Genomic DNA, 15,337 nt, shown 5'->3' on the forward strand with positions numbered 1-15,337 from the left:
CCATCCCAGGTGTGGTACTAGACGTTCACCTTTCGTTCACCTTGGATCATTCGGGCTGGCTTGATTCAGTCCTTGTTCTGCTGACCTGCAGCTCGCTCATGTTCCTCTAGAGCGTTCTGATTTCCTCAGATGCTGAAGGGAGCAATCCCCTGGGGCAGAAGTCTGTTGGTCTTGATCAGGGTGGAGATGACCTCAATCAGTGTCCAATGAACCACCGCTTCAGTTCTCATCTCTCTGTCCATCGCAACCAACCCGTTGCGTCTGATCAGGATGTCAACACGCCGGCTCTTGAGCAATCTTTGCTGCATACGCGCCCCAGTGCGTTGTGCTGAGCACTGGTGTCGCTAGCTTTCACAATTTGGGAAGGTTCAGTCGATCGATGGGTGGAATCGGCGGTTCAGTCAAAGGCGAGTCATCGACGTTCTCTCCCCAGCATCGCGATCCAAATGGCAAAGAGGGTCCCTACCGGCACCACGATCACCAGTAACTGAAGAATCACGAACTGGCGCACGTCAGGGTCCATATCGGTCTCAGCAGGCTTTGCCTAAAGCGTGACGAATATCGGTGATGTTGAGCAGGTTGATCTTGGTGCGGATCCTTTTGCAGGCATCGCAGAAACAGAGATTTTGCAGCGAGTCGTTGCGATGCCGTCGATAGCTCAGCATCAGTGCTTTGTCGATGAGAAGGTCGTCTTTTCTGGGGTCTTCCATCGCAAGACGATTTGCGGTTTGCTCTCACCACACCGTGGTGATCAAGCAACGTCAAGGTGGGTTAAGTCAGCACTTCAACAATGTCAAGCGGTGTGTCTGAGTCGTTGTTTGGTCTTGGCATGCCTGGAATCCGTTGTTTGCCGGAGCTGATGCATTGCGATTCTCAGAGCAGTTTTGCTGCCCTGAAGCGCGCGTTGTTGATGCTGCCCAACGCCCCCAAAGGTTGCGCTATCGAGTTCGCCAAGGATGAGCTCCAGGTCATTGCAGATGTATTGCACTTGTTTGGCCAAGTCACTTGTGCTGTCGTCATCACCTTGCCAGGGTGCATTCGCGGCAAAGGCTGCCAGGCGTTCTCCGGACACGGAGTCGGGAATGCATTTCATGGCGGTTTTCATTTGGCATGCTTTTGAAGCTATGGCGAGGCTTTGCTCTGCTTCCCGCCATCGATCACTCCGTGGCGTGAGATCAGTCACAGGCGCTTCCTTTCGCGCAGGAATTAAAGCCTCAGGATTCCGTTCCTGTCGTTATCAATCGGTTAGCGCTTGTTTGTGATCGGTTGAATCGTCATTCCTACCGGCGCAAGGGCAATCAGAGCCAGTTTGATGTGCTGGATTCCGAAGGGAATGCCGATGATGCTGACGAAGCAGGCCAGGGCTGAGCTGAGGTGACCGATCGCCAGCCACCAGCCAGCCACGACGAACCACACCACATTGCCTACCAACCCCAGGGGCCCTGTGCCCAGATCATGGCGACCGTTCAGTTCACGTCGGTTTACGGCTTCCTGACCGAAAGGCCAGAGCGCGAAATTGCCAATCACAAAACAGGCACGCGCCCAGGGCAAACCAACAATCGTGAGTGCACAGAGCAGGCCCGCCAACCACCAGCCCAGAGCCATCACAACACCTCCAAGCAGCAGCCAGAGAAGGTTGAGCAGGAGCGAGATCATGGAGGTCGTCTTAGACGATCGGGTCAGTGAATTGGGCTCAGCCCCCGTACCAGAACTGATTCGTAGATGGCTACCGCGAGCAGCGAGAGCAGCATCGCCATTACCAGCAGCTTGCCATTCATGGTGTCGCTCTTGCGTGCATGGATCATGGCGCCTTCCTAGGGCTCTGCCTACACCCTTGAAGCAATCCTGCGGGCTGACTGGGTGCTCCCTAGCGGTGTCTTGGCGACGCTGATTGAGGTGTGCCTGATTGCCCTAGGCCCCTGGTGACCGTCGCTGGCAGGCGCGTGCCGCGATGACGGCGGCCTGGCCTTTGCGGTCTCCCTGAAAGGGTTGACGGCGGATGCCGTCACCATCGATATCGAAATCCTTGCGAGTGCAATTGATTCGCATGGTGCGTAGGCGGTACCAGCCATCCGGCTTGGCTTTGCCTTGTTGATTCAGGGAGTTGGCGCAGGATGAGGCCGATCCGATGCCGCAGTTGACCACCCCGAGAAGTGCGCCGAAGACGTTGCCTGCGATCTGGCCCCCCCGTTCAATTTCAAAGCGGTAGACCTCTGCCCTCACGGTCTTGGGTCCTGCAGGATTCTCGTCTTCGCCGCGTCTGTTGCCTTTCCTGTTGGTCACCCGCGAGAAGGTTTCCGGTGTGTCCATGGTCCAGCCGCCACGGCGCAGACCGGGTTTCAGTTCGCTGCCAACGCCGGCAATGAAGGCCTCATAGCGGGCTTTCGGATTGTTGTGAGGTGACTCCATGTGGAAATCGCCGATGCTGAAGAAGAGATTGGCTGCATCGGTGAAGTCCTTGACCCCAAGCGCCTCGTTGTCCAGCAGCCATGCCAGATAACGTCCAGCGCGCCAATCGGCCGCATCCTCCTCTCGCTTGCTGTAGCTGCCGCGGTTGCTGTGGTGATTGACATGGTGCCCCCATTCATGGGCCAGCACCGTGAGGGCAAGCAGGTGTCGACTGACGTTGGAGAACCGCTGCGAGCGGGGCATCCCGCGGGTGCTGAGGATGATCTCGTTGCTTTCCGGACAGTAGGCATTGACGCTCCGGCTGCGGCCGCAGCCGGAGAAGCGACCGTTCCGTCCCATCAGGGTCACCAGTGGTAGATCCTCCACGCGATCGCGGGCCACCTGGCGCCAGTACAAGCCCAGCAGTTTGTGGTGCGCGCCTACATAGGTTCCATAGGTTTTGCCACTGGCGATATCGGGTCGGAAGTCCCGCACCTTGTCCAGCAGCGATTCCACCGATGGCAAAGGGGCCTGATTCAAGCCAGCACGAGGCTTGCGCTCGGTGCTGGGAGTCTTCGCGATCGCCGGCAGCACGAGCAGGATGCCAAGGCCCAGGGCGGTGAGCGGGCGTCGGACCATCGCGATCCGCATGGATAACACGCGGTGTACTGATTTGAATTGAACCACCGTTGCTAACAAGACAGAAGCTCCTCTGGTGTTGCTATGTCCGTCTTCACCTCGTCGATCTCGTCTCTGATCGCTGATCCATCGGCGTTGCGGGACACTGCTGTGATTACGGGCGTCTCAACGCTCACGCTGATCGGCATCCTGTATGGCATCAGGGAGCTGGGGCGTGAGATTCGCCAGTTCCGCAAGGTCAAGGCCTGAGTCTTCAGCGCTAAGAGCGCTAAGCCAATGACAGCGTTAGAGCCAAGCAGCGTTGTTGTTATTTGCATCGCCTTTGTAAGGCTTGTGCGGGGGGGCGTGAACCCGTCTCCCGGCAAGCTTGCTGCTTGAGGGTTTTGACAGGCTTTTGGCTTCAGAGCTGCAGGATCAGCCAGGCCAACGTGCAGCTCACTGCAAGCGACACCAAACCGACAAGGGCTCTCCAGAAGCGTGGATCGTTGGGCCTCAACACGGCGACTGAACGAAAAGCTGATGTCACGCTATCGGCCCTGACCACGACAGCAGGGCTCTCGCCAAGCTGATCTAGGCATGAGGACGGTCGCGGGCACGGCCGATGAACTCTTTCATTCGCCTGGGGCATTTGAATCCATCGGTTCCCTTCACGCCGCTGTTCACATCCACTCCCCAGGGCCTGACCTTGGCGATGGCTTCCTTCACGTTCTCAGGAGTGAGCCCTCCGGCCAGAAGGAAGGGAAGCTTGGTCTGCTTGGCCAGATCGGAGCTCAATCCCCAGTCGTGGGTAAGACCGGTGCCACCCACCTGTCCCGTGGCGTCGTTGCAGCTGTCGCCTACCACCCCATCCACCAGATCGGCATAGCGGCGAACCATGGCCAGCGGCTCGTCTCCGTTGACATGGACCGCTTTGATCAGAGTCAGTTCTGGGTGCCGGCCACGCACCGTTGCCACACACTCCACACGCATCATGCTGTGGATCTGCACCGCCGTCGGTTGCACTTGTTCGATCAGCATCAGCAGATCCTCAGGGTCGCTGGCATGGCTGACCAGCACACCGCTCACGAACGGGGGGAGCACTTTGAGAATGGAGTGGGCCTGCTGCGCACTAATGAAATCTGGGCTCGGATGGGCTTGTCCTACCAGTACACCAATGGCATCGGCGCCCAAGTGGGCTGCTAGTAGGGCATCGGCGCTACTACGGATGCCGCAGATCTTCACGCGCATGACCAATACACGGATGTGGCATTGGGGTGGTCTCCTGGTGCTGGCATGTCGATGATTGAGACGCCGTTGATTCCGAATCGTTGGCGCAGTTCGAGCAAAGGCGTCTCGATGTCATCCCAGAAATTCCAGTCACTGAGTAGATCGCAGTGCATCTCGGCCCCCATGGCCAGCCCTTTGCTCACCATCTCAGGGTCGAAATTCATGGTGCCAGGGGCAATCCCTGGCGGCAGGCTCCAGGCGATCCCCATGTGGAAATCGATGATCACCTCTGCCAGCATTTCCCAGCCATAGGGGGTGCGTGCCATCCCTGCCTCCACCCCGCCAACAGCGATTTCTCCTTTCATATCCGTATTGGCACCACAGAGAATATGAACGCAGTCGTGACGGACAGCGAATTCACCAAGGTTTCCCATTTCCCCAGGGAAGTGAAAGCGACGATCGGTGTAGAAGTTGTAAATCGTTCGCCCCAGACTGCCTTGAGGTTGATGTTCTAAGGCGAGATAACGGTCCAGTTGTTTGCGGTCGCCAAGCATCGTGTGCGCTTCGCGCAAGGATGCTGCAATTTGCTGCAAGGCATTGCCCGGGAAAAATGCATTCAGGGCACGGCGGCCATAGTCAAAGAGTGCTTTTTTTAGACGTTTTTCGCCAATGAGCTTCAGGTCGTTCAGGCTGTCGGGATGAAGACGAAGCTCCTCGGCATAGGCCTCCACCCTGCCGATTGCATCGCTGTCTAGATCGCCACTGAGATAGGGCATTAACACGAGCAACTGCATGGCCTGTCGGGCCTTGTGTGGTTGGCTCAGGCTGCGGTTTAGGGCTGTAGGCGTGCTGGCTGGTAAGCCGGAGAGCGCGATCTCCGGATGTTGAAGAAGGTGATCCCGCACTGACAGGGCAAAGCCCTTGCTCGGGTGATGGGGGTTGCCGTTATCCGGGGCGATGCTGAGCATGGCGGCCAACACTTGCTCCGCTTCCCGTTGGGTGTAATCAGAGAGAAACACTGTGCCCCGAATTGTTCTCTTGAATGACGATGGCAGGATGCGGGCATCCTCGCCAGACCGTCGGTGCCCTTGATTAACGTCCGCACATCGTTGTCATCGCTGGACGACGCTGATGGGATCCTCAAAGAACTCTCGTCGACCCTCGCGGAGCAGACCGGAAAGCCTGAGGCCTATGTGATGACTCTGCTGGAGACGGGGGTTCCGATGACCTTTGCCGGCAGCTGCGATCCCTGCGCTTATGTGGAGGTCAAGTCGATCGGAGCCTTGAAACCGCCGGCGATGACCAAGGCATTTTGCGACTTGATCAGCAAGCGCACCGGTATTCCCTCCAATCGCATCTATATCGGTTTTGATGACGTCAAGGCCACTGCCTGGGGCTGGAATGGCAAGACCTTCGGCTGAGAACTTGGACGTTTCAACTGCGCATAAAAAAGTCGAGGTGTGACCCTCGACTCTGCCCCCATCCCGACCAAGCGGTGGGACCCGTGGACTAAGGATGGGGCAGGTCAGGCGGGTTGGCTTTGGGCGATTGTGCTCATTTTTTTATCCCTGCAGGATGGATGGGCGTTGCAGCCGTTCGTGGCTGATTGGCGGCAGGTCTTGTTTCGGTGGCTGGCCATCGAGCAGCACGGCGGTGCCGCTCATGGAGATCATCATCCCGCCATCTCCGCACACCTCGTAGTCGAGGTCCACGCCGATGACGGCATTGGCGTTCATGCTCATGGCGTGTTTGACCATCGCGTCTGTGGCGGCCAGACGTGCTTTTGCCAGGGCCTCCTCATAGGCCTTGGAACGCCCACCCACGATGTCTCGCATGCTTGCGCGCATGTCGCGGAACAGATTGGCGCCAATGATCGCCTCTCCGGTGACCAGACCGCGGTCGTGAATCACTCTCTGGCCTTCCACCGTTGGAGTGGTGGTGATCAGCATCAGGGGGCAGCTGCGGCGAAGCAAGCCACCTCACGGCTAGCGCTCTTAAGCCGGACTGACAGCGACGTCCGGTTCGAGTCGAATTGAGCCGGTTTCGATCAAGCGCAGCAGGCTCTGGCGCAGTTTTTGTTCCTGCTGATCCAGGTCTTGACTGAGCAAAAGAGACTTGTACTCCTTGTTGGAAATTCGATTGTGCAGCCTGGCAGCAAGGTAGAGATCCACCATTCGTCCTGCTGGGTCTGGTGAGAGGAATTCAACCCTATGCGCTGCTGTTTCCAGCCGTGGGTTTCTTTTGATCTTGGCGATGGTGTTTGTGCTTTTGAGGCCAAGTTTTGAGCTGTTCGGTGGGCAGCAGGCCTGGGTCATCGGGGGTGGCTCGTAGGATGCGCGGCGCTGTCCAACGCCCCCCATGGCCAATCTCGACCAGGCTCCGAGCCGCAGCATGCCGAATCTTTTGCATGTGTTGCCGGCATTCGCTGATGAGGCGGAGCTGCGCCTGAACACGATCGTGGAGCTCAACTCCAACACGATCAATAAATACGAGCTGATCACCGAAACCGGTCACCTCAAGCTGGACCGCGTTGGCTATTCCTCCCTGGCTTACCCCTTCGCCTACGGATGCATTCCTCGCACCTGGGATGAGGACGGTGATCCTCTCGACATCGAAATCGTGGGCGTGACTGAGCCTCTGATTCCCGGCTCCGTGGTGGAGGCTCGGATCATCGGCATCATGACCTTCGATGACGGTGGTGAGGTGGATGACAAAGTCATCGCTGTGCTGGCCGATGACAAGCGGATGGATCACATCAAGAGTTTTGAGGACCTCGGCGAGCACTGGAAGAAGGAAACCACCTACTACTGGCAGCACTACAAGGATCTGAAGAAGCCTGGCACCTGCACGGTCAATGGCTTTTTCGGTAACGACAAGGCTGTTGAGATCATCAAGAGCTGTGAGGCCCGTTATCTGGCAGAGATCGACCCCAAGCTGGTCGACTGAGTCTGACCAGCTTTTCCAGATTGTTTTGTGGGCGGGGGTGACCCCGCCTTTGTTTTGTCTTCAGACCGTCGCAGCTGCTTTTTCTCTGAGCGATATTTAGCTTGAGACCAGCGGGTCTCATTGGTCTCATGTCAATCTTCGCTGTGGCGCTTGTTCGTTCGTCTGCAGCCGTTCTGGTGGCTGCAGCGGCCCTGCCGGTCGTGTCGCCACCCTCTGCTGCTGCCAGTGAGAAGCAGGTGGCTGCCTTGCCAGGGCTGACCGCGACAAGGATTCATCTCGATTTGAATAGCCGCAGGATCAGCGTGATCCGCAACGGTCAGCGCCTCGGCCTTTGGCCTGTTGCAATCGGTGACCCCAAGACTCCAACCCCAACGGGTCTGTTCCGCGTGGAAAATATGCGCGTCAATCCGCAGTACCAGAGCACCAAATCAGGCGAGGTGAATCCGGTCACGGGTCGAGGTGGACCGCTTGGGCATCGTTGGATTGGTTTTCTGCAGCAGGGTGAGAATCAATTCGGAATTCACGGCACTCCCTGGCCCCACTGGGTGAAAATCCGTGCAGCAGTGTCCAACGGTTGTGTGCGCATGCTGAATGCCCACGTTCATCAGCTGTATGAACTGGTGGATGTGGGCACGCCTGTGCTGATCACGCGCTGAGACCGCCTATCACTGGGGGCGAACGGTGTCGAAGATCTCCTTGAGGATCTCCCCGGCCCCCTGCGATTTGAGGATGTCGGCCAGTTTCTTGCCGATTGCTTCGGCTTCGGCGAGCGTGCCGCTCTGTTGCTCACGGATCAGACGCTTGCCATCGAGGCTGGCCACCATGCCGATGAGTGTGAGGGTGTCGCCGTCGATCGTGGTGTTGACTCCGATCGGCACCTGGCATCCTCCCTCCAGTTCCCGCAGGAAGGAGCGTTCCGCCAAGCAGCGGCTGGAGGTTGGTGCGTGCTCAAGCACTTTGATCAGTTCCAGCACTTCCGGTTTGCCCTCCACGCACTCAATGCCGAGGGCGCCTTGTCCCACCGCATGCAGAGAGATTTCGCTGGGAATGTTTTGGTGAATGCGATCCCCGAAGCCCAGGCGGGTCAGGCCTGCTGCCGCAAGGATGAGGCAGTCGTAGTTGCCGGCGTCAAGCTTTTCGAGGCGGGTGATCACATTGCCGCGCACATCTTTGAACTCCAGATGGGGGTAGTGATGGCGCAGCTGAGCGAGCCGGCGCAGCGAGCTGGTGCCCACCACAGACCCTTCAGGAAGTGTGTCGAGTTGGTAGTCGGCATTCTTCGCATTCACCACCAGGGCGTCAGCAGGGTCTTCGCGCTCGGTGATGCACCCAAGCATCAGCCCCTCCGGCAGGTTGGTCGGCAAGTCCTTCAGCGAATGCACCGCGATATCGGCTCGATCGACGAGCATCTGAGCTTCTAGCTCTTTGGTGAACAGCCCCTTGTCACCGATTTTGGCCAGGGCCACATCCAGGATTTTGTCGCCTTGGGTGGCCATTGCCTCCACAGAAATCGCGAGGCCTGGGTGGGCCTTTTCAAGTTCAGCCTTCACCCAATTCGTCTGCACCATGGCCAGCTGGCTTCGGCGGGAAGCGATGCGCAGTTGCTCGAGGGCCATGGAGAGTCACTAGCAGCCGACCAGACTACGCAGTCGTGCTCTCAGCTTTACGATTTGCCATACGTCGTGATGAGCTTGTTTCCATGCCTGGGCCGGTGGTGAATGGCGTTCGCAGCAATCCTTCCTCAACAGCGATGCCGCCTGGGCAGGCCGGCGTGACCGATGCCCCTTTTATGCCTTTGCTGGCTGAAGGAACAATCAAGCTGCTTCTCCTCTGCAGCGGTCAATTGGTGATCGCCCGCTTACGGAACACCAGCGACCGCGATGGTGATCGGGCTTATCAGTTGCTGAGGCCCTTGGAGGTTCAGCCGAAGGGATTGTTGGAGGGTGACGATGGCGGTAGTGGCTGGATGCTCAGTCCGTTTCTCTCCGGTCTCACATCCCAGGCGAATCTTGTTCTCTTCAAAGCGGCGGTGGCCTCGATCCTTGATCCAGAGCCCCGCCTGATTCAGGCGTACACCACCCGAACCAATCAGGAATGCCCGCCTTCGGATACACCGGTTGAGCGGCTGAAGCGTGCGTTTCAGGAGTTCACCGAAAGCATCGAGGGCGGCTGAGGTTTTGAACAAGCTTTTGCGGGACCTTGGCCTTGAGACTGCCCTGGCCCTGATCCTTCGCGACCCATCCAGCTTTGCCAATGTGTTTGCGATGTCTGGCGACGTCGAGTCCAGTCCGCTCGCGGCCCGGATGACGACGGAGCTCCTCAAGGATCAACGCCTTCAGTCCCTCTATGCGGCGCAGTGGGTTCCAGCCTCGGTGAGCCTGCCTGAACTGTTGGCGATGCCTCCAGCTTCCCTCGGATATCAGTACGGCAGTCTTTTGCGTCAGCTGGGTATGACTCCTGAGCGTGTCCAGAAGCTTCAGTCGCCCTGCAGTGATTCCGCCTATGTGTTGCGGCGCCAAAAGGAAACTCACGAAATCGTGCACGTGCTCACAGGCTTTGGGGTGGATCCCCTTGGTGAACTGAGTCTTCAGGCTTTCAACCTGGTGCAGAACCGTTCTCCACTGGCCGTGTGGATTCTGTTGAGTGCCGCGATTGCTGTGCTTCAGCGCGGGGATGCTCTGGAACCCTTGATCCGTGCGGTGATCGCTGGTTTCCAGTTAGGTCTCGAGGCCGATCTGCTCATCGGCCATCGCCTTGAGGATCACTGGCATGCGGATCTTGAGGCGTTGCGCCTGCGCCTCAGGCTGTCGGCCTGATGCACCTTCTCAGGGGCGCTGCTCTGCTGCCAGCATCTGGGTGGTGGCCATCTCTTCAGCTGTGAAGTCGACTGACGGCACTGCAAGATCTGTATCGCGCCGGAAGTAGAGCAGCACCTGATCTCCGATCTGGCCTTCGTAGTAATGCTCCCAGCCTCGCTTGCCATAGATGTTCAGCAGGTTCTGAACTTGCAGAGGCGTGTTGGTGGCCTGACTGCTCTGGTAGTGGCTGGCGAACTCTTTCTCGATGAATTCCTTTGACATCTGCAACTGTTCGCTGGCTTTGACTGGATCCGGAGCCGCAATTGGGGTGACGTTGACTCCCACCACGCGGTATTCGTAACTCATCGGCCTCCCCCAATGTCGCCACACCTTAGGGGCTTTGTTTTGTCGCTTTACCTGGTGGGCAAGATGTCTAGCAGTTCAAGCCTGAGCACGCGTCTTGCCGATGCCATCCTCGGCCAATGCGCACGCGTTGTTGCCTTGATCAATCCAGTGATTGTTGGATCTGGCTGTGCTGAGCCTTTGCTGCGGGCACTTCCGTCTTGCGTGTGAATCCTCTGGTCTGGATCGTCAGAGATCAGCAGACCTTGAGTTCTGATCCAACGGTTGTTGCCGCGTATGCCGGCCTTATTTGGAAAAACTTTCCAGCAGGCCATAGATGGCGTTGACGCGATCGATGCGAGGGCAGGAACGACTCATGCCGTCGGAGAGTTCAACGATCATGGCCGTTACGAAGTAACCCGCTTGGTCATCTCTGAGATCAGGCATGTCCATTGGGTTGATGCTGGCAGTGAGAAAGGCCTGCAGCATCATTGCTTCATCCAGATTTTTCATGCTGATCGATCGGCCTCCCTTGCAGGCAAGCGGGAGTAGCCCTTTCGCGAGCTCCGTTCCTACGGTGTTCAGTTGCCGTTCGCTGAATGCCTCAGCTGTTATGCCGGGTGTTGTCGCCAGCAACAGACATCCCATCAGGCTTGTGAAGCATTTGATCATGACTGGGATGTGTGGTTCCGGCTTGCACCTTAGGGGCGTGGCCTGCGTCCAGCCCCTGTCCACAAGAGATCAAGAAACTGTTTTGATAACACCCTCATCGTGCCCTGCAGATGTCATCACCTAAGTACAGACTTTTTGGGATGAATGTAGTCATCAGTTCGGTGTTTGTTGTTCTCCATCGGCTGCTGCACTAAGCATTGGCCATGAGGGGCTCGCTTGGCTTTTGAGGTCATCAGTTGTCTTCGCGATCGAGCCCATGATCGAGCCCATGGTTGCCTGATCATGTCTTTGTTTGTCGCTGTCTCTGCTGAGGCTCTGAGATCATGCTTGTTGTCGCCAACGCAGAGCAGCGCCATGGATCGAACCAATCGCAGCCGCACCAGCGCTTGTTGAGCACGCTTCCGTTCTGAGCCATGCTCCGCGTCTCCTTGCTGTTTGATGCGCTTGCGCCTTGAGGGGATGGGAATGGTGCGAAGCCTATGCTTCTCTGGATGGCAGCAAGAATGAAAGGATCAAAACAGTTGATCGCTCTTTTGATTCTCGTTTTTTAGCCATCAGATTTAGCAGCTGTGAACGGATGAAGAAGAACAGGATATGGTTCGGACTTGTCTTTGCCGTGCTGCTTGCCACTGCTTGGAAATGTGGTTATGACTCGGCTACTTATACGCGTGGACAGGATTCACATGAGCAACTTGAAGAGGTCGCTCAGGAAAGAATCGATCGCTGTTTAGTCCAGACCGGTGGGCGAATCCCGACGAAATACATCAATAGTCCTGATGAACCAACGGTGCGGGAGTCGCCTTCAGATTGTCAAGGAATCGAGGCTCAGGTGATGAATGCCGTGATGGACAGGCAGATGGAACGATGTCAGAAGGCCCATGAACATCTACGAGAGATGTCTGCAAGACGTGATTCGGCCTCGTCAGATGAGATGACGCTGGCTTCGGAGCAGCAGATCAGAGAATGTGTCACCCATGTCAAAGACCTTTGGTACCAGTAGGCCTCCAAGGTTGTGGAGGCATTCAAGCCGCGCGCTCTTCTGAGGCGCGGTGTGAGCAGAATGTTGTGCGCTGGCCTGATCTGGCGCCGATTCATAGGCAAGGCGTCCTGGCCTATGGGTTCAGCCCGTCTAGTCCGTGCAGGACATGGGACACCTGGTCTGCATTCACCCATCGGATGCTCCCGTCATCGACATCGGCGATTTGAAAAAGGCTGTTCGCCCTGGGGTCCCTGGCACCTCCTTCGCAGAAGATGACTTGGCCCATCCACCAATCGCTGTTCCGGGGTTGGGCGGAGTCAGCCTGTTGATTCACGATGACGAAATCACCGGGCGTCACCGAGAGAAACAGGGGAGCTGCTCGATCGGCTGTGGGCCCCAAGGCGGCCGCAGCCTCTTTGGCGGACATAGAACGTTTGTACTGATTGGCTAGTTCTAGCGCTGCTCGCTGCTCTGGCAATCCGTTCGTCGGCAAGGAGTCCAAGTCTTTGCAGGCTGAGCACTCGAGATGTGGCAACTGATACGACATCACCAAGCCGGTCAGGGTCATGACAAGAGGAGTCCCGAGTCCTGCATGGCTTCGGGATGCGGCGTTGAGGGAGCCCCACATCTCTCTCCACTGCTGTCTGCTCTCTATCGCAAGTTGAACGCAAGCCATGACGTCACCGAGTTGCCTGATCGCCCTGACTCCAAGAGGGTCCTCGATCCATCGAATGGGAGAGGGCGAATACCGCGTTTGCGACCAGGGCCACAACTGCCAATTGGTCTCTGGCCTCTACAAGGCTGAAGAGATCGTTCGAGAGCTTGAGCGCGGTTTTGGTTATCCGTATTCAACCAACTTTCATGCGCTGGAGCCTGACTCCTGCACATGATCGAGTGCTCCTGCCGTTCCAAGCCAGCTGGAAAGGCAAGGGGGCAACGTTTCGATGCTGTTCTCCGTCTGGTTGTGAATCCAACAAACATTCCTTGTTGGCAGGGCGAAACTCTTGCCCAATTCGCTTGTTGCGCATGGAATTCGCGTTGACACTCCTGATGTCTCTCTTGTTTGCGTCGCTCTGTCTGCGTGCATCCGCTGCATTTGGTGATCCTGACGATTCGCCTCTGTGACGTCTCGCTTCTGATCCAGCTTCTGATTTCTTTGAGGCACCACTACCACTGGTGTCTTCCAAAGAAAAAGCCTGCCTCTTTGGGCAGGCCGGGTGATGGGGTTTCCAAACTTACATCCGATGACCACTACATGCAGTGCTTTGGTCCTTGCTGGCGGGCTTCCAATTAAAAGTTCACCAAAACCTTTAGAGCAGCTTTAGCTACACCATCCATAAGGTTCAGCTTGTACCATTCAAGCCATGTACCACATATGTGGCGCAGACAAGGGCCGGGTGATGGGGATTACTTGGCTGATCTGACCGCTCCACAAGGGGCGGTCTTTTTGTCTGCGCCTGGCGCATTTATACCCAGCTCCATCGAGCAGGCAATGGGGTTGATGGAGAAGGCGTCCAGCTGTTGAGCTGACACCAAGAACCTTGTTTTGCTCGGGGGCTTCACAGGGGGCGTCGTCGAGGTAATGCGAAAGGCTTTGTGATCCCTGCCAACGCCGAAGCAAGGTCAGGCAGAGGGGTGGGTGTTCTCTCCAGCGTGTGTCTTGCAGCCGTGGAGGTCATGCTCTGGAAAATAGACTGAGCCTTATGGCAACTCAGAGATTTAGTCTCCACCCTTACTGGATAGAAGCCCTTCCTGATGACGAGAAGGTTCGGCTCTTTACGAATGTCTGTGGCTATCTGGAGGACAGTGGTGACTGTTTGGATCATTTCCATCCTCACCCGCGATGGAGTAGAGAGACCATCCTTGATTACATCAACAGACAATTCATCGAGGACTTCACCAAGGCCGCCGAAGCAGATATTGAAACAGGTGGAGATAAGGAGCGCCTGTTTCAATTCGTGGTGCTCCCCCAGTGTCGTCACCTCTTGCCCCAACCAGAAGACAAGCCCTATCTAGAGGAAACTGGTCAGCTCACCCGCCACACAGGCCATCTAGTGACCTGCCTTGTCGTCCCCCATTTCTGGAGTCTGGACATCCCAGAGGACTGGAAAAAGGAATGGTTCCTGGACTTTTATCGGTTGGAAGAGGAGTGGATTGCAGGTGGTTTTTCTGCTGTAGGGATCGATGGGTAAGCGCTAGTCGTTAAGGTCTGTGAGGAGAAGCCGATTGTTTAATTCAAACTCTGTAAACAAGGCAGCGGCATCATGGTTCATCTTTTTCTGGGCAAGCTCTACAACTCTCTCTTGCCACCAATCAATGATCTCGTCGTGAAGTGGGGCATCCAGATGAATTAAGCTCGTCATAGGGAAACTCCATATCTGCCAACCTATGTACTGGTGAGCACTTGTCTACGGACCCTCACCGAACTTCATGAGCAAATGTAAAGGTTGCTGTCTGTGCCTGGTTGCCTGCGGTGGCTTCGGTTGGGCTAGTGAGTCTCGCTTTGTTATGGATATTGACTGTATTCAATACCTTCAACGGAGAACTCTTTTGCTAGTGAAAGAAGATTTCTCGCTTCATATTCGGATAGTTTGCATAAGTTGCTTGTCCACTTCTCCATGTTGATCTGTATTTCCTCGCCTTTGCAGTCTTCTGAAAATGTGTCGTACGCCTGGTGGAGCATGAGGCAGATGTCTTTCCTTGCCAACCATGGGTGAGCCTGTGCGATGCGGACGACTCGATTCGGTTTCATTGGCGATTGGTTCTATTCTTCTCTCATAACGGTTCTTTTGCTTGCTCTCTCCTGCAAATGACCTGCTCGCTGCTATCAAAAGACTTTGAGGTGAACTCTCTATCGCGTGCGGAGGTCTGTGCACATCAGTGCACTCGTCTTGTTTAGGACTTGTCTGCGCGCTCCTCTACTGCAAACTCTTTCACTCGCGCCAGAAGGTTTTTCATGTTGTGTTCTGAGAGTCGACATGCACCTTCGATCCAGCTCTCCATCTTCATCAATAACTCACCATCTTGGCTGTCTTCTGAGATGCCTCTGTAGGCGCACTCCAGCATGAGCACGATGTCTTGTCTCGGGAGCCAGCGATGCGCTAGGGAGATGCGGTCGACGCGGCTTAATTCCATTCATCGGCAGTTTCGCTTCACTGTCATAAGTGGTTTCTGCCTTCCGTTGACACTCCAAATGAGTTGTTAATCGGTATCAAACGACTGAGGGGTCTTGGGGTGCTTGAGCTGCAGTCATGCACCCAATTGCTTTGAAGACTTTGCTGGAGCTCCCGTGCTGGGAGCATCGCCTGATTGACCATTAAAAAGACCCCATGTTGGGGTCTTGGCTTCAGCCTGAAAGGCGCTGGAA

General features: G+C 56.4%; 22 protein-coding genes. 9 read left to right on the top strand and 13 right to left on the bottom strand.

What is annotated here, in order from left to right; translation table 11 throughout:
• Nucleotides 1–530 precede the first annotated feature (530 nt).
• The 4 genes from DXY16_RS08025 to DXY16_RS08040 all read right to left on the bottom strand — a co-directional run bounded on the left by DXY16_RS08025 (nt 531) and on the right by DXY16_RS08040 (nt 3,027).
• Nucleotides 531–710 (bottom strand): hypothetical protein, encoded by a 180-nt coding sequence (locus DXY16_RS08025; RefSeq protein ID WP_115120711.1) that lies wholly within the window; start codon nt 708–710, stop codon nt 531–533.
• Between the two features lie 83 nt (nt 711–793).
• Nucleotides 794–1,105 (bottom strand): hypothetical protein, encoded by a 312-nt coding sequence (locus tag DXY16_RS08030; RefSeq protein ID WP_115120712.1) that lies wholly within the window; start codon nt 1,103–1,105, stop codon nt 794–796.
• Nucleotides 1,106–1,245: 140 nt separating this feature from the next.
• The gene (locus DXY16_RS08035) at nt 1,246–1,656 is read right to left on the bottom strand and encodes a YccF domain-containing protein (RefSeq protein ID WP_115120713.1); all 411 of its coding nucleotides are present in this window, start codon (nt 1,654–1,656) and stop codon (nt 1,246–1,248) included.
• 255 nt (nt 1,657–1,911) lie between these two features.
• Nucleotides 1,912–3,027, bottom strand: coding sequence for a Zn peptidase (locus DXY16_RS08040; RefSeq protein ID WP_244281613.1), 1,116 nt, complete (start codon nt 3,025–3,027; stop codon nt 1,912–1,914).
• 84 nt (nt 3,028–3,111) lie between these two features.
• Between DXY16_RS08040 and DXY16_RS14750 the strand changes: the two genes are divergently transcribed.
• On the top strand, nt 3,112–3,276 hold the full coding sequence (locus tag DXY16_RS14750) for a hypothetical protein (RefSeq protein ID WP_170953895.1): 165 nt from the start codon (nt 3,112–3,114) through the stop codon (nt 3,274–3,276).
• Between the two features lie 321 nt (nt 3,277–3,597).
• Here the strand turns inward: DXY16_RS14750 and DXY16_RS08045 are convergent, their stop codons facing one another.
• Entirely contained in the window at nt 3,598–4,254 is a 657-nt protein-coding gene (locus DXY16_RS08045; protein ID WP_115120715.1) for a phosphoribosylanthranilate isomerase, read from the bottom strand.
• Nucleotides 4,245–5,252 carry a hypothetical protein gene (locus DXY16_RS08050; RefSeq protein WP_115120716.1) on the bottom strand — a complete coding sequence of 336 codons (1,008 nt, stop codon included), beginning with the start codon at nt 5,250–5,252 and terminating at the stop codon, nt 4,245–4,247. The genes DXY16_RS08045 and DXY16_RS08050 overlap by 10 nt, the downstream gene beginning before the upstream one ends.
• Nucleotides 5,253–5,315: 63 nt before the next feature.
• On the opposite strand from DXY16_RS08050, the gene DXY16_RS08055 reads away from it, so the two are divergent.
• Nucleotides 5,316–5,654, top strand: coding sequence for a phenylpyruvate tautomerase MIF-related protein (locus DXY16_RS08055; protein WP_115120717.1), 339 nt, complete (start codon nt 5,316–5,318; stop codon nt 5,652–5,654).
• Between the two features lie 141 nt (nt 5,655–5,795).
• Here the strand turns inward: DXY16_RS08055 and DXY16_RS08060 are convergent, their stop codons facing one another.
• Both DXY16_RS08060 and DXY16_RS08065 read right to left on the bottom strand, forming a co-directional pair.
• The gene (locus DXY16_RS08060) at nt 5,796–6,182 is read right to left on the bottom strand and encodes a YbjQ family protein (protein ID WP_115120956.1); all 387 of its coding nucleotides are present in this window, start codon (nt 6,180–6,182) and stop codon (nt 5,796–5,798) included.
• 45 nt (nt 6,183–6,227) lie between these two features.
• Nucleotides 6,228–6,407, bottom strand: a complete 180-nt coding sequence (locus tag DXY16_RS08065; RefSeq protein WP_115120957.1) for a hypothetical protein — start codon at nt 6,405–6,407, stop codon at nt 6,228–6,230.
• 184 nt (nt 6,408–6,591) lie between these two features.
• On the opposite strand from DXY16_RS08065, the gene DXY16_RS08070 reads away from it, so the two are divergent.
• Nucleotides 6,592–7,179 (top strand): inorganic diphosphatase, encoded by a 588-nt coding sequence (locus DXY16_RS08070; RefSeq protein WP_115017236.1) that lies wholly within the window; start codon nt 6,592–6,594, stop codon nt 7,177–7,179.
• A gap of 128 nt (nt 7,180–7,307) precedes the next feature.
• Nucleotides 7,308–7,835, top strand: coding sequence for a L,D-transpeptidase (locus DXY16_RS08075; RefSeq protein WP_115120718.1), 528 nt, complete (start codon nt 7,308–7,310; stop codon nt 7,833–7,835).
• A gap of 9 nt (nt 7,836–7,844) precedes the next feature.
• On the opposite strand, the gene hemC is transcribed toward DXY16_RS08075, so the two are convergent.
• Nucleotides 7,845–8,795, bottom strand: a complete 951-nt coding sequence (hemC, locus tag DXY16_RS08080; protein WP_115120719.1) for a hydroxymethylbilane synthase — start codon at nt 8,793–8,795, stop codon at nt 7,845–7,847.
• A gap of 83 nt (nt 8,796–8,878) precedes the next feature.
• On the opposite strand from hemC, the gene DXY16_RS08085 reads away from it, so the two are divergent.
• Together DXY16_RS08085 and DXY16_RS08090 are read left to right on the top strand one after the other, a co-directional pair.
• Nucleotides 8,879–9,352: a DUF6561 domain-containing protein gene (locus DXY16_RS08085; RefSeq protein ID WP_115120720.1), complete on the top strand. Its 474-nt coding sequence runs from the start codon at nt 8,879–8,881 to the stop codon at nt 9,350–9,352.
• 4 nt (nt 9,353–9,356) lie between these two features.
• A complete protein-coding gene (locus tag DXY16_RS08090; RefSeq protein ID WP_115120721.1) occupies nt 9,357–9,995 on the top strand; it encodes a Coq4 family protein in 639 nt (212 codons plus the stop codon).
• Nucleotides 9,996–10,004: 9 nt separating this feature from the next.
• Here DXY16_RS08090 and DXY16_RS08095 read toward each other — a convergent pair whose 3' ends face one another.
• On the bottom strand, nt 10,005–10,343 hold the full coding sequence (locus tag DXY16_RS08095; protein WP_115120722.1) for a hypothetical protein: 339 nt from the start codon (nt 10,341–10,343) through the stop codon (nt 10,005–10,007).
• A gap of 63 nt (nt 10,344–10,406) precedes the next feature.
• On the opposite strand from DXY16_RS08095, the gene DXY16_RS14760 reads away from it, so the two are divergent.
• Nucleotides 10,407–10,550 carry a hypothetical protein gene (locus DXY16_RS14760; protein WP_170953897.1) on the top strand — a complete coding sequence of 48 codons (144 nt, stop codon included), beginning with the start codon at nt 10,407–10,409 and terminating at the stop codon, nt 10,548–10,550.
• A 75-nt stretch (nt 10,551–10,625) separates the two neighbouring features.
• On the opposite strand, the gene DXY16_RS08105 is transcribed toward DXY16_RS14760, so the two are convergent.
• Nucleotides 10,626–10,991 (bottom strand): hypothetical protein, encoded by a 366-nt coding sequence (locus DXY16_RS08105; protein ID WP_115120724.1) that lies wholly within the window; start codon nt 10,989–10,991, stop codon nt 10,626–10,628.
• Between the two features lie 451 nt (nt 10,992–11,442).
• On the opposite strand from DXY16_RS08105, the gene DXY16_RS08110 reads away from it, so the two are divergent.
• Nucleotides 11,443–11,991, top strand: coding sequence for a hypothetical protein (locus tag DXY16_RS08110; RefSeq protein ID WP_115120725.1), 549 nt, complete (start codon nt 11,443–11,445; stop codon nt 11,989–11,991).
• A gap of 112 nt (nt 11,992–12,103) precedes the next feature.
• Here DXY16_RS08110 and DXY16_RS08115 read toward each other — a convergent pair whose 3' ends face one another.
• Nucleotides 12,104–12,538: a DUF3104 domain-containing protein gene (locus DXY16_RS08115; RefSeq protein ID WP_371410887.1), complete on the bottom strand. Its 435-nt coding sequence runs from the start codon at nt 12,536–12,538 to the stop codon at nt 12,104–12,106.
• A 1,135-nt stretch (nt 12,539–13,673) separates the two neighbouring features.
• On the opposite strand from DXY16_RS08115, the gene DXY16_RS08125 reads away from it, so the two are divergent.
• A complete protein-coding gene (locus DXY16_RS08125) occupies nt 13,674–14,162 on the top strand; it encodes a hypothetical protein (protein WP_115120727.1) in 489 nt (162 codons plus the stop codon).
• A gap of 703 nt (nt 14,163–14,865) precedes the next feature.
• Here the strand turns inward: DXY16_RS08125 and DXY16_RS08135 are convergent.
• Nucleotides 14,866–15,105 (bottom strand): hypothetical protein, encoded by a 240-nt coding sequence (locus tag DXY16_RS08135; protein WP_115120729.1) that lies wholly within the window; start codon nt 15,103–15,105, stop codon nt 14,866–14,868.
• Between the last annotated feature and the right edge of the window lie 232 nt (nt 15,106–15,337).

Origin of the sequence: Synechococcus sp. UW105 (genome assembly GCF_900473935.1) — a bacterium.
In the GTDB taxonomy this organism is placed as follows: Bacteria; Cyanobacteriota; Cyanobacteriia; order PCC-6307; family Cyanobiaceae; genus Synechococcus_C.

Excerpts from the sequence above, each read along its gene's own strand:
- DXY16_RS08070 (WP_115017236.1), top strand. The coding sequence starts at position 6,592 with ATGGCCAATCTCGACCAGGCTCCGAGCCGCAGCATGCCGAATCTTTTG.
- hemC (WP_115120719.1), bottom strand. The coding sequence starts at position 8,795 with ATGGCCCTCGAGCAACTGCGCATCGCTTCCCGCCGAAGCCAGCTGGCC.
- DXY16_RS08035 (WP_115120713.1), bottom strand. The coding sequence starts at position 1,656 with ATGATCTCGCTCCTGCTCAACCTTCTCTGGCTGCTGCTTGGAGGTGTT.
- DXY16_RS08125 (WP_115120727.1), top strand. The coding sequence starts at position 13,674 with ATGGCAACTCAGAGATTTAGTCTCCACCCTTACTGGATAGAAGCCCTT.
- DXY16_RS08135 (WP_115120729.1), bottom strand. The coding sequence starts at position 15,105 with ATGGAATTAAGCCGCGTCGACCGCATCTCCCTAGCGCATCGCTGGCTC.
- DXY16_RS08105 (WP_115120724.1), bottom strand. The coding sequence starts at position 10,991 with ATGATCAAATGCTTCACAAGCCTGATGGGATGTCTGTTGCTGGCGACA.
- DXY16_RS08060 (WP_115120956.1), bottom strand. The coding sequence starts at position 6,182 with ATGCTGATCACCACCACTCCAACGGTGGAAGGCCAGAGAGTGATTCAC.
- DXY16_RS08095 (WP_115120722.1), bottom strand. The coding sequence starts at position 10,343 with ATGAGTTACGAATACCGCGTGGTGGGAGTCAACGTCACCCCAATTGCG.
- DXY16_RS08075 (WP_115120718.1), top strand. The coding sequence starts at position 7,308 with ATGTCAATCTTCGCTGTGGCGCTTGTTCGTTCGTCTGCAGCCGTTCTG.
- DXY16_RS08065 (WP_115120957.1), bottom strand. The coding sequence starts at position 6,407 with ATGGTGGATCTCTACCTTGCTGCCAGGCTGCACAATCGAATTTCCAAC.
- DXY16_RS14760 (WP_170953897.1), top strand. The coding sequence starts at position 10,407 with ATGTCTAGCAGTTCAAGCCTGAGCACGCGTCTTGCCGATGCCATCCTC.
- DXY16_RS08030 (WP_115120712.1), bottom strand. The coding sequence starts at position 1,105 with ATGAAAACCGCCATGAAATGCATTCCCGACTCCGTGTCCGGAGAACGC.
- DXY16_RS14750 (WP_170953895.1), top strand. The coding sequence starts at position 3,112 with ATGTCCGTCTTCACCTCGTCGATCTCGTCTCTGATCGCTGATCCATCG.
- DXY16_RS08045 (WP_115120715.1), bottom strand. The coding sequence starts at position 4,254 with ATGCGCGTGAAGATCTGCGGCATCCGTAGTAGCGCCGATGCCCTACTA.
- DXY16_RS08025 (WP_115120711.1), bottom strand. The coding sequence starts at position 710 with ATGGAAGACCCCAGAAAAGACGACCTTCTCATCGACAAAGCACTGATG.
- DXY16_RS08040 (WP_244281613.1), bottom strand. The coding sequence starts at position 3,027 with ATGGTCCGACGCCCGCTCACCGCCCTGGGCCTTGGCATCCTGCTCGTG.
- DXY16_RS08085 (WP_115120720.1), top strand. The coding sequence starts at position 8,879 with ATGCCTGGGCCGGTGGTGAATGGCGTTCGCAGCAATCCTTCCTCAACA.
- DXY16_RS08115 (WP_371410887.1), bottom strand. The coding sequence starts at position 12,538 with ATGACCCTGACCGGCTTGGTGATGTCGTATCAGTTGCCACATCTCGAG.